The organism is Burkholderia sp. 22PA0106 (assembly GCF_047497155.1).
In the GTDB taxonomy this organism is placed as follows: domain Bacteria; phylum Pseudomonadota; class Gammaproteobacteria; order Burkholderiales; family Burkholderiaceae; genus Burkholderia.
In genome coordinates this window covers 2,860,111-2,872,592 of record NZ_CP163163.1, presented here as the reverse complement: position 1 = coordinate 2,872,592, position 12,482 = coordinate 2,860,111, and the positions used below count along the sequence as shown (strand labels likewise).

Genomic DNA, 12,482 nt, shown 5'->3' with positions numbered 1-12,482 from the left:
GGCGAAATGTCATGAAGCGGAAATGTGGCGATGCGGTGGGCAGACGTCAGGCTCGCGGGCCGCCGAGCCGGTAACGGCGCACATCGAACGTGGTGACCCATTCGGGCTTGTAGATCGCGATCAGGGCAGTCGCCATGCCGGTGAACCAGGCTTCGCCGAGTGCAAGCAGCACGGTGTTCAGGCCATAGCCTGCCGGCATCACGAGTGTCGATCCATCAGCCATCCCGATCTGCACACCGGCTGCGGTTGCCGCCACGGCAATGATCGTCACGGCCGGTGCGACGAAGCCCTGCCCGACGATGAAGGTGAGCAGGTTGTGCGGCAACCAGGCCGTCGTTGCACGCTGCATCAGCGTGGACACGGCAACCGGAAGTGCGCCATAGACCAGGTAAGTGAGGCCGATGCCTTGCCAGGTTGCATCGAAGACGACGGCGGCGATGCCGGTGACCGCGCTCATGGCGACCAGCGCGAGTGTCCAGTCAAACAGCGTGGCGATCAACGTCGCGCCAAGCAGATGCATGACCAGACCGTCGTCGAGCCATGCATTTGATGCCCACAACACGGTAATGGTGGCGATCAAGGCGCACCAGACGTGTTGCAGCGTTGGATCCTTAAGCCGATGGAACGGACGTTTCCACAACGCGAGCGCGAGCAGCACCCCGGCAGCGATCCAGCCACCGGCAGCGACCCAGAGCGGAAGCGGCGTGTACAGGAAACCCATGGTTTTAATATTACTCGTGGAAGCTAAAAAATGGGAACCGATTCGACGTCCGTCAGGCCGTCAGGTGTTGCGTTTCAGCGTCGTCGGTGCGGATTCGGCCGCCATTGGCATCGGTGCATGCGGGCCGTCGCAGGCGCTCATCGGATACTTTTTGCCACGCAACGGAATGACCCCTGGTGCGCCGAGCACCGGCCGCGGAAAGCCTTGTGGCTGGGTGGTCAGCACTTCGAGATGGGGTGGTAGCCAGCCATTGTAGATGGCGACGGCAGCGGCGCGGTTCGCCGCACCGAGCTGTTGGAAAATACTGGCCAGGTGAATCTTGACCGTGCCTTCGCTGATGCCGAGCGTGCGTGCAATCATTTTGTTGGTATTGCCCATATGGACGAAGCGCATGATCTGCGCTTGTCGCGGAGACAGCGTGCCGACCGTTGGCCTGCGACGTAGCGGGATGCGGTTGACGATGTGTGCGGTGCGGGCGCCGTCGACCTGCGTTTCGATCAGATCAAGCGCGCCGGGCGGGACGTAGTAACCGCCGAGCAGCACCATTTCAAACGCACGTATCACGAGATGCGAACCCATGTTGCGCGGCACGATGCCTTGTGCGCCCGTGGCGAATTGCTGCCGCGCTTCTTCGCGCGAGGTGGCATCGATCAGTACGGCCACCGGTGTGGGTGCGCAGGCGTCGCAGAGCGCGCGAAGATCGTCGAGTCGCAGGCCCTTCGGCGCATCCACGACGATCAGGTCGAAGCTGCCCTGCTTGGCTAGGCGCATCGCTTGCCGCCAATCCCTTGCATCACTGTAACCGCTGCGCCGATCGATCTGACGTAACAATGCCTTCAAGCCATCGCGGCGTTCCGCATCCGGACTCAACACCATGAATCTCATCTTTGCCTCCTTGTTCGCGTTATTGATGGATGACGATGTAGCGTCCCGGCCATGATGACAAAACGCCTGGGTCGTGTCGGCCTAGCTGAAAGTCATAGGAAGAATCGCAAGTATGTGAAAAAAAGAGCCGCCTAGTTGGCGGCTCTTTGTCACGGCGAAGTACGGCCGAGGGTTGTCGGCTCAGTGGAAGTGCGGCTGTGCCGGCGACGCATCTTCCGGCATTTCTGCGTGGACAATTTCGCCAAGCGGGTCGGCATAGAGCGGAACGCCGCAGTCGTCGCAGTATTCCGGTTCGAAGCGGCCGGCATGGCGGCGGATGTCGGTCACGCCCGTTTCCTTGAGCAGCGAGACGATTTCCTCGAGCGGGCCGTCGATTGGCGTGTCCGCGTCGATCATCGTGTCTTCGGCCGCGACATCACCGTTCTCGCGTCCGTAGAGCGGCCACACGACGCCGTAGATCACGTCGTTGCTGCCGCGGCGGGTGAAGCCGATTCGATATTCGTCAATGCGTCGCTCGCCGAACCCTGCAACCACTGCGCGCAGCTCTTGCGGTGCCGCACCGATCGTATCGAACAGATAGCGGGTCGCCGTGCGCATGGTGTGTGGTCGAACGCGTTCGTCGGCGTCGCGGCAGGCCGAGTAATAGGCATCCGGCAGCAGGCACTCGAATTCGCAGCCCGGCAGCGCGACGGACAGATTGGCGCCGCCCTGGCCCGTCCATTGTTCGAGACACTGGCCGCGCTCGATACGCGCGCCCTGATCTTCTTCCTGCCAGCGGAACATGGCCGAACCGGCCGGCGCGGCCACGACGGCGAGCAGGAAGCGCGGATCGGCGAGGATCGGGGATGTCTCGGGCAGGTCGCCAAAGTTGATGCGCGGCGTTTGGCCGCCCAATGCGGCTTGCGCCAGCTGCTGCGTGAGGCGGTAGGCCTCGACGTGATGGCGCGGCAACTGGTCGATGCTGTAGAGGAACGGCGCGAGCGCCACGTGCGTCTGTTCGGCCAGTACATGTGCTTGCAGATGCGTGTGCAGCACATCGGCGATTTCCGTCTTGAGCGGGCCGGACGGAATCATGTAGCGCGTCCAGGCGAGAATCGGTATCGCGACGAGCAGGGCTTCGTGCGTTTGTCCTTCGTGCTCGAGCAGCAGCGATTCGCTATGCGTCTCGGCCATGTCGGCGAGGGCGCCGTAGGCGTCTGCATGATTCTGTTGCAGATGGTCGAGCGCGGCGTCGAGGGTCGTCTGATTGCCGTTGCGGATCACCTTCGTGAGCAGCGCGTCGAGCTTCGCTTCCCAGAACCGATCTTCGACGCGACTGCCGGACGCGAACAGCGCGAGCGACAAGCCGACTAGTTTGTCGGCATCGGGGGGAAGGCGTTTGGCGGTTCGCTGGCGCATAGATCTCGATCAATATTAGAGTGGGTGCGATGAACCTGCCATTTTAGTCCGTTCCTGGCGGATGCTGCGGTTCACACCAACGAGCGCGCGTCCTGGCGCAAGCGAGATCGATCTCGGCGACTGGAGGGTGGCGGTATGCGAAAAAAAATGCTCGAACCCTCTTGCACGATCGGGAAAGCTTGCTTAGAATTCGGCCTCTCTCGCGATGACGGAAACGCAGAACGAGAGGAGGAGCCAGGCAGGACAAGGAGAGCGCCGGAATTTGGGCCGCTTCTTTGAACTGGTGAGGAACTCGATCGATGCGGTTTGTTGATCGAAGCGCTGAAAAAATTAGTTGACGCGCTTCAAAATGTTCTTCATAATCTCGCTTCTCTGCTGCTGAAAACGCAGCGCCGAAACGAAGCCAAGCTTCTCTCGGAAACGCTCTTTAACAATCTACAGCCGATAAGTGTGGACGCTTGATGGAAGCGGTCCTGATCTTAGGATCAGGTCAGCAAAAGTATCAAGAGTCTCACACAAAAGTAAGTCAGGTTTATGAAGTAATTCGTAATCCTGTCAGCTTTGAGTGAGCGACCGGTTCGAAAGAACCGAAAAACAGTAACAGGTATTGAACTGAAGAGTTTGATCCTGGCTCAGATTGAACGCTGGCGGCATGCCTTACACATGCAAGTCGAACGGCAGCACGGACTTCGGTCTGGTGGCGAGTGGCGAACGGGTGAGTAATACATCGGAACATGTCCTGTAGTGGGGGATAGCCCGGCGAAAGCCGGATTAATACCGCATACGATCTACGGATGAAAGCGGGGGACCTTCGGGCCTCGCGCTATAGGGTTGGCCGATGGCTGATTAGCTAGTTGGTGGGGTAAAGGCCCACCAAGGCGACGATCAGTAGCTGGTCTGAGAGGACGACCAGCCACACTGGGACTGAGACACGGCCCAGACTCCTACGGGAGGCAGCAGTGGGGAATTTTGGACAATGGGCGAAAGCCTGATCCAGCAATGCCGCGTGTGTGAAGAAGGCCTTCGGGTTGTAAAGCACTTTTGTCCGGAAAGAAATCCTTGACTCTAATAAAGCCGAGGGATGACGGTACCGGAAGAATAAGCACCGGCTAACTACGTGCCAGCAGCCGCGGTAATACGTAGGGTGCAAGCGTTAATCGGAATTACTGGGCGTAAAGCGTGCGCAGGCGGTTTGTTAAGACCGATGTGAAATCCCCGGGCTCAACCTGGGAACTGCATTGGTGACTGGCAAGCTAGAGTATGGCAGAGGGGGGTAGAATTCCACGTGTAGCAGTGAAATGCGTAGAGATGTGGAGGAATACCGATGGCGAAGGCAGCCCCCTGGGCCAATACTGACGCTCATGCACGAAAGCGTGGGGAGCAAACAGGATTAGATACCCTGGTAGTCCACGCCCTAAACGATGTCAACTAGTTGTTGGGGATTCATTTCCTTAGTAACGAAGCTAACGCGTGAAGTTGACCGCCTGGGGAGTACGGTCGCAAGATTAAAACTCAAAGGAATTGACGGGGACCCGCACAAGCGGTGGATGATGTGGATTAATTCGATGCAACGCGAAAAACCTTACCTACCCTTGACATGGTCGGAATCCTGGAGAGATCCGGGAGTGCTCGAAAGAGAACCGATACACAGGTGCTGCATGGCTGTCGTCAGCTCGTGTCGTGAGATGTTGGGTTAAGTCCCGCAACGAGCGCAACCCTTGTCCTTAGTTGCTACGCAAGAGCACTCTAAGGAGACTGCCGGTGACAAACCGGAGGAAGGTGGGGATGACGTCAAGTCCTCATGGCCCTTATGGGTAGGGCTTCACACGTCATACAATGGTCGGAACAGAGGGTCGCCAACCCGCGAGGGGGAGCTAATCCCAGAAAACCGATCGTAGTCCGGATCGCACTCTGCAACTCGAGTGCGTGAAGCTGGAATCGCTAGTAATCGCGGATCAGCATGCCGCGGTGAATACGTTCCCGGGTCTTGTACACACCGCCCGTCACACCATGGGAGTGGGTTTTACCAGAAGTGGCTAGTCTAACCGCAAGGAGGACGGTCACCACGGTAGGATTCATGACTGGGGTGAAGTCGTAACAAGGTAGCCGTATCGGAAGGTGCGGCTGGATCACCTCCTTTCTCGAGCTAATACCGCGAAAGTTGAGCGTTCACGCTTATCGGCTGTAAATCAAGACAGACTCAGGGGTCTGTAGCTCAGTTGGTTAGAGCACCGTCTTGATAAGGCGGGGGTCGTTGGTTCGAATCCAACCAGACCCACCACTTAGTCTGGACAGTATCCTTGAGAAGTCTCTGTATGGGGGCATAGCTCAGCTGGGAGAGCACCTGCTTTGCAAGCAGGGGGTCGTCGGTTCGATCCCGTCTGCCTCCACCAATCTTCAATGACAAGCGTTCAGGTCAGTGTGACCTGAGGATTTGTCATTGGCGATTGAGCCAGTCAGAGCGATCTGTACACCATGTGTACTTATCGGCTGTCGTTCTTTAACAATCTAGAAGAAGTAGTAATTTGAATAACGGAAACGTCTATTTGAGATGGGCGTGAAAGTTATTCGGGTTGTGATTGTATCGATGTATCTCAAGAAGATTCGAACTTAATTGTTCGGCTCAAATTGGAATACGGCACAAATGCGAGAACTCAACCTGTAGCGACTGTCCAGCGCAAGCGAGACAGACTCGTTATAGGGTCAAGCGAACAAGTGCATGTGGTGGATGCCTTGGCGATCACAGGCGATGAAGGACGCGGTAGCCTGCGAAAAGCTACGGGGAGCTGGCAAACAAGCTTTGATCCGTAGATGTCCGAATGGGGAAACCCACTCCTTTTGGAGTATCCATAGCTGAATACATAGGCTATGTGAAGCGAACGCGGTGAACTGAAACATCTAAGTAACCGCAGGAAAAGAAATCAACCGAGATTCCCAAAGTAGTGGCGAGCGAAATGGGAAGAGCCTGTACTCTTTATTTGTATTGTTAGTCGAACGCTCTGGAAAGTGCGGCCATAGCAGGTGATAGCCCTGTAGACGAAAACAGTATGAAAGAACTAGGTGTACGACAAGTAGGGCGGGACACGTGAAATCCTGTCTGAAGATGGGGGGACCATCCTCCAAGGCTAAATACTCGTGATCGACCGATAGTGAACCAGTACCGTGAGGGAAAGGCGAAAAGAACCCCGGGAGGGGAGTGAAATAGATCCTGAAACCGCATGCATACAAACAGTCGGAGCCTCGTAAGGGGTGACGGCGTACCTTTTGTATAATGGGTCAGCGACTTACGTTCAGTAGCAAGCTTAACCGAATAGGGCAGGCGTAGCGAAAGCGAGTCCGAATAGGGCGTTCAGTTGCTGGGCGTAGACCCGAAACCAAGTGATCTATCCATGGCCAGGATGAAGGTGCGGTAACACGTACTGGAGGTCCGAACCCACTAACGTTGAAAAGTTAGGGGATGAGCTGTGGATAGGGGTGAAAGGCTAAACAAACTTGGAAATAGCTGGTTCTCTCCGAAAACTATTTAGGTAGTGCCTCGCGTCTCACCTTCGGGGGTAGAGCACTGTCATGGTTGAGGGGTCCATTGCGGATTACCTCGCCATAGCAAACTCCGAATACCGAAGAGTGCAATCGCGGGAGACAGACATCGGGTGCTAACGTCCGGTGTCAAGAGGGAAACAACCCAGACCGCCAGCTAAGGTCCCCAAATATAGCTAAGTGGGAAACGAAGTGGGAAGGCTAAAACAGTCAGGAGGTTGGCTTAGAAGCAGCCATCCTTTAAAGAAAGCGTAATAGCTCACTGATCGAGTCGTCCTGCGCGGAAGATGTAACGGGGCTAAGCTATATACCGAAGCTGCGGATGCACATTTATGTGCATGGTAGGAGAGCGTTCCGTAAGCCTGCGAAGGTGCACTGTAAAGTGTGCTGGAGGTATCGGAAGTGCGAATGCTGACATGAGTAGCGATAAAGGGGGTGAAAGGCCCCCTCGCCGTAAGCCCAAGGTTTCCTACGCAACGTTCATCGGCGTAGGGTGAGTCGGCCCCTAAGGCGAGGCAGAAATGCGTAGCTGATGGGAAGCAGGTCAATATTCCTGCACCATTGTTAAATGCGATGGGGGGACGGATCGCGGAAGGTTGTCCGGGTGTTGGAAGTCCCGGTCGCTGCATTGGAGAAGGTGCTTAGGCAAATCCGGGCACAGAATTCAAGGGTGTGGCGCGAGCTTCTTAGGAAGCGAAGCAATTGGAAGTGGTTCCAAGAAAAGCCTCTAAGCTTCAGTTTAACAGTGACCGTACCGCAAACCGACACAGGTGGGCGAGATGAGTATTCTAAGGCGCTTGAGAGAACTCGGGAGAAGGAACTCGGCAAATTGGTACCGTAACTTCGGGATAAGGTACGCCCTTGTAGCTTGACTGGCCTGCGCCAGAAGGGTGAAAGGGTTGCAATAAACTGGTGGCTGCGACTGTTTAATAAAAACACAGCACTCTGCAAACACGAAAGTGGACGTATAGGGTGTGACGCCTGCCCGGTGCCGGAAGATTAAATGATGGGGTGCAAGCTCTTGATTGAAGTCCCGGTAAACGGCGGCCGTAACTATAACGGTCCTAAGGTAGCGAAATTCCTTGTCGGGTAAGTTCCGACCTGCACGAATGGCGTAACGATGGCCACACTGTCTCCTCCCGAGACTCAGCGAAGTTGAAGTGTTTGTGATGATGCAATCTCCCCGCGGCTAGACGGAAAGACCCCATGAACCTTTACTGTAGCTTTGCATTGGACTTTGAACCGATCTGTGTAGGATAGGTGGGAGGCTATGAAACCGGAACGCTAGTTTCGGTGGAGCCGTCCTTGAAATACCACCCTGGTTTGTTTGAGGTTCTAACCTTGGCCCGTGATCCGGGTCGGGGACAGTGCATGGTAGGCAGTTTGACTGGGGCGGTCTCCTCCCAAAGTGTAACGGAGGAGTACGAAGGTACGCTAGGTACGGTCGGAAATCGTGCTGATAGTGCAATGGCATAAGCGTGCTTAACTGCGAGACCGACAAGTCGAGCAGGTGCGAAAGCAGGTCATAGTGATCCGGTGGTTCTGTATGGAAGGGCCATCGCTCAACGGATAAAAGGTACTCTGGGGATAACAGGCTGATACCGCCCAAGAGTTCATATCGACGGCGGTGTTTGGCACCTCGATGTCGGCTCATCTCATCCTGGGGCTGTAGCCGGTCCCAAGGGTATGGCTGTTCGCCATTTAAAGAGGTACGTGAGCTGGGTTTAAAACGTCGTGAGACAGTTTGGTCCCTATCTGCCGTGGGCGTTGGATATTTGAAGGGGGCTGCTCCTAGTACGAGAGGACCGGAGTGGACGAACCTCTGGTGTACCGGTTGTCACGCCAGTGGCATCGCCGGGTAGCTATGTTCGGAAGAGATAACCGCTGAAAGCATCTAAGCGGGAAACTCGCCTTAAGATGAGATATCCCTGGAGGCTTGACCTCCTTGAAGGGTCGTTCGAGACCAGGACGTTGATAGGTCAGGTGTGTAAGCGCAGTAATGCGTTCAGCTAACTGATACTAATTGCCCGTAAGGCTTGATCCTATAACAAGTCTGCGTCGATAGCTGTGAGTGCTTCAGCACTTACAGATATCCCGTCCTGAACCACAGGTTCAGGATCTTAAACAGCGCGATAAGTTATACAGAATTGAGTCCTCGTGTGCCGATACACACAACTCATTACTACTTCTTCCAGATTGGATGTGGCGCTCAACAGCGACGCATCAACCCCTTTAGCCTGATGACCATAGCGAGTCGGTACCACCCCTTCCCATCCCGAACAGGACCGTGAAACGACTCTACGCCGATGATAGTGCGGATTGCCCGTGTGAAAGTAGGTAATCGTCAGGCTTCCCTCTTCAGAACCCCCGCTGCGTATGCAGTGGGGGTTTTGTCTTTGGAGCTGAGGAAAACATTCCTTCGCAACGGGACGCCCTCGCAACGGGTACATAGTCAGCACCATTTTCAATATCGCGCTACGATCGGCCGTTATCGACGGAGGAATCACGTGAATATCGGTGAAGCCGCACGCGCCTCGGGCGTCAGCGCGAAAATGATTCGCTACTACGAAAGCGTCGGCCTGATCGAGCCAGCGCAGCGAACCGATGCCGGCTACCGCACGTACGGTGATAGCGAAGTTCATCTGCTGAAGTTCATCCGGCAAGCGCGCAGGCTGGGTTTTCTCGTCGACGATGTCCGAAAGCTGCTGGCGCTTTGGCAAGACCGCTTCCGTGCCAGCGCGGAGGTCAAGGCGATTGCCCTCGAACATGTATCCGAACTCGACCAGAGAATTGCCGAGCTCACGGACATGCGAAATACCTTGGCCAAGCTCGCGGCACACTGCCATGGCGACGATCGCCCGGACTGCCCGATCCTTGAACAACTCGCCGATACCGAAATGCACTAATATTGTGCATATAAATTCTTCGAAAAATTCTCCATTTGCACATGATTCCTAAGTAAATCAATGGGTTGAGTGTATTTTCTGAGATGCATTCTGTTTTGGAATGCAAACTATTCGTGCATTTCATTAGCAAGATGGTGCGTTCTCGCTATAATTCGGGTCAACCCTATACGGGATATCCCTGATTCAGTGTCAGCCGGGGGATCTCAAACTTCCTTGGAGAGCATCATGGTTGCGTACATCGTTGAAAAGTTGAGCTACTGGTTTGAATCTGCTGAACGTGAGCGTCGCGAAGCCTATCTGGCATCGTCGAGCGACATCGTTCAACTCGAGCACCGCATTCGCTCGCTCGAAACGAACGGCTACTCGCTGTAAGCTGAACCCGTTTCGGCTGCATGCGGTTTGCATGCAAAAATGTAAAAAGCCCCGAACTTGTCGGGGCTTTTGCTTTTTTGATCCGATCAATGTCGCACGAGGTAGGCATCCAGCGGTATCGTCTTGAAAACGGGATCAATCCAACGGACGGGCGGGATGAACAAGATGTCTTCGATGTACCGTGATTCGGGCAAGCGTCAATGGTGGGCGGTGCTGCTGATAGCAATCGCCAGTTGGGGCTCGAATGCGAACGCAAAGCAGCCCGCCAGACAAGAAGAGCGGCCGCCGGTAGTGCTCGAAACGCAAACCGGTATCCACGATGGGCGCTCCGGTACGGTGCTGCAAACTGCACCGTTGAATCCGGCGCCGATTGTCGAGCCTGCGCAGATCCGGCAGCCCGCTGAATTGCAGCAAAGCAACCAGGTGCCTGTTGTCGTCGCACCGTATATCCGCGTGCCTGCTACGCCGGGCTATCGGCAATAGCGAACTGCCTCGGCTGCTTGCTCAGGCGCTGCGCAGTTCGAGGCCGAACTTGGCGCCGCCATCCTGGCCGAGTGTTTCTACGAGATAGGGCAGGGCTTCCCGCATCGATTCAGCCAGCGTATAGGGCGGGTTCAGAATGAACATGCCGCTCCCGTAAAGCCCGAATCCATCTGCCGGAGCATGACTGACCGTCAGCGTGAGATGCAGCCAGTTCGTCGTCTGCAGCCGCTTCAGTTGGTCGGGGAAGCGCTCCGATTCAGGGCGCTTGACCTGCGGATACCACACGGCATAGCAACCGGTCGCGAAGCGCTTCAACCCTTCCTCGACACAAGCCAGCGTGCGCGCGTAATCGCGCTTGTCTTCATACGAAGGATCAATGAGTACCAGGGCGCGACGCGGAGGTGGCGGCAGCAGGGCCTTGAGCCCTTCGAAACCATCTGTTGCGTAAATCATCGCGCGCCGGCCTGCGTCGCGGAAGTTGTGACGCAGGATATCGATTTCGGTGCTGTGCATCTCGAACAGCCGGATGCGGTCCTGCTCACGCAGCATGCGCCACGCGAGGTATGGCGAGCCCGGGTAGTAGCGTAGATCGGCAGACTCGTTGCAGGAGCGGATTTCGTCGACGTAGTCCGAGAGTGCCGCGGGCAGGTCGTCGGCATTCCACAGCTTGGCAATGCCGGTTTCGTATTCGGCCGTCTTCGCCGCGAAGCCTTCGTCCAGCGCATACACGCCCGCCCCCGCGTGCGTGTCGATATACCAATACGATTTGTCTTTCTTGTTCAGGTAGTGAAGCAACTGGACGACGACGGCGTGCTTGAGCACATCGGCGTGGTTGCCGGCATGGAACGCGTGGCGGTAACTGAACATGGCGGGGATGAGGCGAGTAGAGTCAAAAACGGCCGCTCGAACGCTTTGCAGGCGCCACTCAGGCACCTGCATTCGCAATTCGCGCGGCCGACTATTGTACGCGAGAGCGCTTACTGCGCCTGATCGCCGACGATCTCCTCGATATGCTGCTTCAACTCCGGCGTCAAGCGGGCCGCCACCTCGATCGCCTTCATGTTTTCGCCGATCTGTTCGACGCGCGAGGCCCCGGTGATGACCGTGCTGACGTTCGGGTTCTTCAGAATCCACGCGATGGCCAACTGCGCCAGCGTGCAGCCGAGCTCGTCGGCGACGCCGGCCAGCTTCGAGACTGCCTGATTCTTCGCCGGATCCGTCAATTGTTCGCGCAGCCAGTCGTAGCCCTGAATGGCGGCTCGGCTGTCGGCCGGTACCCCATCGCGATACTTGCCGGTCAGCAGGCCCGATGCGAGCGGGCTCCATGTAGTGAGGCCCAGGCCGATGTCTTCGTAGAGCCGATGGTATTCCTGCTCGACGCGGCGGCGGTGCAGCAGGTTGTACTGCGGCTGTTCCATGACCGGCTTGTGCAGGTGATGGCGCTCGGCGATGTCGTAAGCGGCGCGAATTTCATCCGCACTCCACTCCGACGTGCCCCAGTAAAGCGCCTTGCCGCGCGCGATCATGTCGCTCATCGCCCAGACCGTCTCCTCGATCGGCGTATTCGGATCGGGGCGGTGACAGAACACGAGGTCGACGTAGTCGAGCTTCAGCCGGCGCAAGGAGCCGTCGATCGCGTCCATCAGATACTTGCGGTTCAGCGTGTGGTATTGATTCGGTGCTTCGGCCAGGCCCCAGAAAAACTTCGTCGACACCACATAGCTGATGCGCGACCAGCCGAGCGACTTCAACGCTTCGCCCATGATTTCCTCGGATTGCCCGCGCGCGTACACCTCGGCGTTGTCGAAGAAATTGATGCCGGCATCGCGCGCCGCGGCCAGCGATTCGCGCGCGGCACGTTGATCGACTTGATTGCCGTACGTGACCCACGAACCGATCGACAATTCGCTGACTTGCAGCCCGGATCGGCCCAGGCGTCGGTAATTCATCATGGCTTTCCTCCTGTTCGGAACAGCGGCTAGCTTAGCCCGTTTGCGGACGGCATGCAGGACGCTTCGTGCACGATAGCGGCGCCGGACGCGCGCCGACAACTATCCGAATGGCCAGCTTGTTTTGCCATGCCCGACCATGATTTCATTGGAACCTACTGGATTGATGAGACGTCGGCATGGCTTCGAAACTGTGCGGCAACGTTGCCGTGGTGTTCACAGGCTGCGCGG

General features: G+C 56.6%; 9 protein-coding genes, 2 tRNA genes and 3 rRNA genes. 9 read left to right on the top strand and 5 right to left on the bottom strand.

Translation table 11 applies throughout. The features are described from left to right. Positions 1 to 46: 46 nt before the first annotated feature. The 3 genes from AB4850_RS27615 to AB4850_RS27605 all read right to left on the bottom strand — a co-directional run bounded on the left by AB4850_RS27615 (position 47) and on the right by AB4850_RS27605 (position 3,004). The gene (locus tag AB4850_RS27615) at positions 47 to 721 is read right to left on the bottom strand and encodes an energy-coupling factor ABC transporter permease (protein WP_414442618.1); all 675 of its coding nucleotides are present in this window, start codon (positions 719 to 721) and stop codon (positions 47 to 49) included. Positions 722 to 781: 60 nt separating this feature from the next. Further along, complete coding sequence (locus tag AB4850_RS27610; RefSeq protein WP_414442617.1) at positions 782 to 1,606, bottom strand: LuxR C-terminal-related transcriptional regulator; 825 nt, start codon at positions 1,604 to 1,606, stop codon at positions 782 to 784. A 180-nt stretch (positions 1,607 to 1,786) separates the two neighbouring features. Further along, positions 1,787 to 3,004 carry a DUF2863 family protein gene (locus AB4850_RS27605; protein ID WP_414442616.1) on the bottom strand — a complete coding sequence of 406 codons (1,218 nt, stop codon included), beginning with the start codon at positions 3,002 to 3,004 and terminating at the stop codon, positions 1,787 to 1,789. A gap of 309 nt (positions 3,005 to 3,313) precedes the next feature. Here AB4850_RS27605 and AB4850_RS27600 point away from each other — a divergent pair, with 309 nt between their 5' ends. From AB4850_RS27600 to AB4850_RS27560, 9 genes are all read left to right on the top strand, one after another. Then, positions 3,314 to 3,466: a hypothetical protein gene (locus AB4850_RS27600; protein ID WP_414442615.1), complete on the top strand. Its 153-nt coding sequence runs from the start codon at positions 3,314 to 3,316 to the stop codon at positions 3,464 to 3,466. Between the two features lie 147 nt (positions 3,467 to 3,613). Beyond that, positions 3,614 to 5,144 (top strand): 16S ribosomal RNA (locus tag AB4850_RS27595). A gap of 64 nt (positions 5,145 to 5,208) precedes the next feature. Further along, positions 5,209 to 5,285, top strand: a tRNA-Ile gene (locus AB4850_RS27590). A 36-nt stretch (positions 5,286 to 5,321) separates the two neighbouring features. Further along, positions 5,322 to 5,397, top strand: a tRNA-Ala gene (locus AB4850_RS27585). Positions 5,398 to 5,705: 308 nt separating this feature from the next. Next, a 23S ribosomal RNA gene (locus tag AB4850_RS27580) occupies positions 5,706 to 8,585 on the top strand. Between the two features lie 192 nt (positions 8,586 to 8,777). Next, positions 8,778 to 8,891 (top strand): 5S ribosomal RNA (rrf, locus tag AB4850_RS27575). The 16S, 23S and 5S rRNA genes sit together here with 2 tRNA genes alongside, the layout of an rRNA operon. Positions 8,892 to 9,048: 157 nt before the next feature. Then, entirely contained in the window at positions 9,049 to 9,447 is a 399-nt protein-coding gene (cueR, locus tag AB4850_RS27570; RefSeq protein WP_414442614.1) for a Cu(I)-responsive transcriptional regulator, read from the top strand. Positions 9,448 to 9,672: 225 nt separating this feature from the next. Further along, a complete protein-coding gene (locus AB4850_RS27565; RefSeq protein ID WP_206128603.1) occupies positions 9,673 to 9,819 on the top strand; it encodes a DUF3563 family protein in 147 nt (48 codons plus the stop codon). Positions 9,820 to 9,975: 156 nt separating this feature from the next. Further along, complete coding sequence (locus AB4850_RS27560) at positions 9,976 to 10,302, top strand: hypothetical protein (RefSeq protein ID WP_414442613.1); 327 nt, start codon at positions 9,976 to 9,978, stop codon at positions 10,300 to 10,302. A gap of 21 nt (positions 10,303 to 10,323) precedes the next feature. Here AB4850_RS27560 and AB4850_RS27555 read toward each other — a convergent pair whose 3' ends face one another. Both AB4850_RS27555 and AB4850_RS27550 read right to left on the bottom strand, forming a co-directional pair. Continuing rightward, positions 10,324 to 11,169, bottom strand: coding sequence for a 23S rRNA (adenine(2030)-N(6))-methyltransferase RlmJ (locus tag AB4850_RS27555; RefSeq protein ID WP_414445626.1), 846 nt, complete (start codon positions 11,167 to 11,169; stop codon positions 10,324 to 10,326). Positions 11,170 to 11,279: 110 nt separating this feature from the next. Then, the gene (locus AB4850_RS27550; RefSeq protein WP_414445625.1) at positions 11,280 to 12,251 is read right to left on the bottom strand and encodes a potassium channel beta subunit family protein; all 972 of its coding nucleotides are present in this window, start codon (positions 12,249 to 12,251) and stop codon (positions 11,280 to 11,282) included. Positions 12,252 to 12,482: the final 231 nt, after the last annotated feature.

Excerpts from the sequence above, each read along its gene's own strand:
- AB4850_RS27610 (WP_414442617.1), bottom strand. The coding sequence starts at position 1,606 with ATGAGATTCATGGTGTTGAGTCCGGATGCGGAACGCCGCGATGGCTTG.
- AB4850_RS27555 (WP_414445626.1), bottom strand. The coding sequence starts at position 11,169 with ATGTTCAGTTACCGCCACGCGTTCCATGCCGGCAACCACGCCGATGTG.
- AB4850_RS27560 (WP_414442613.1), top strand. The coding sequence starts at position 9,976 with ATGAACAAGATGTCTTCGATGTACCGTGATTCGGGCAAGCGTCAATGG.
- AB4850_RS27605 (WP_414442616.1), bottom strand. The coding sequence starts at position 3,004 with ATGCGCCAGCGAACCGCCAAACGCCTTCCCCCCGATGCCGACAAACTA.
- AB4850_RS27550 (WP_414445625.1), bottom strand. The coding sequence starts at position 12,251 with ATGAATTACCGACGCCTGGGCCGATCCGGGCTGCAAGTCAGCGAATTG.
- AB4850_RS27565 (WP_206128603.1), top strand. The coding sequence starts at position 9,673 with ATGGTTGCGTACATCGTTGAAAAGTTGAGCTACTGGTTTGAATCTGCT.
- AB4850_RS27615 (WP_414442618.1), bottom strand. The coding sequence starts at position 721 with ATGGGTTTCCTGTACACGCCGCTTCCGCTCTGGGTCGCTGCCGGTGGC.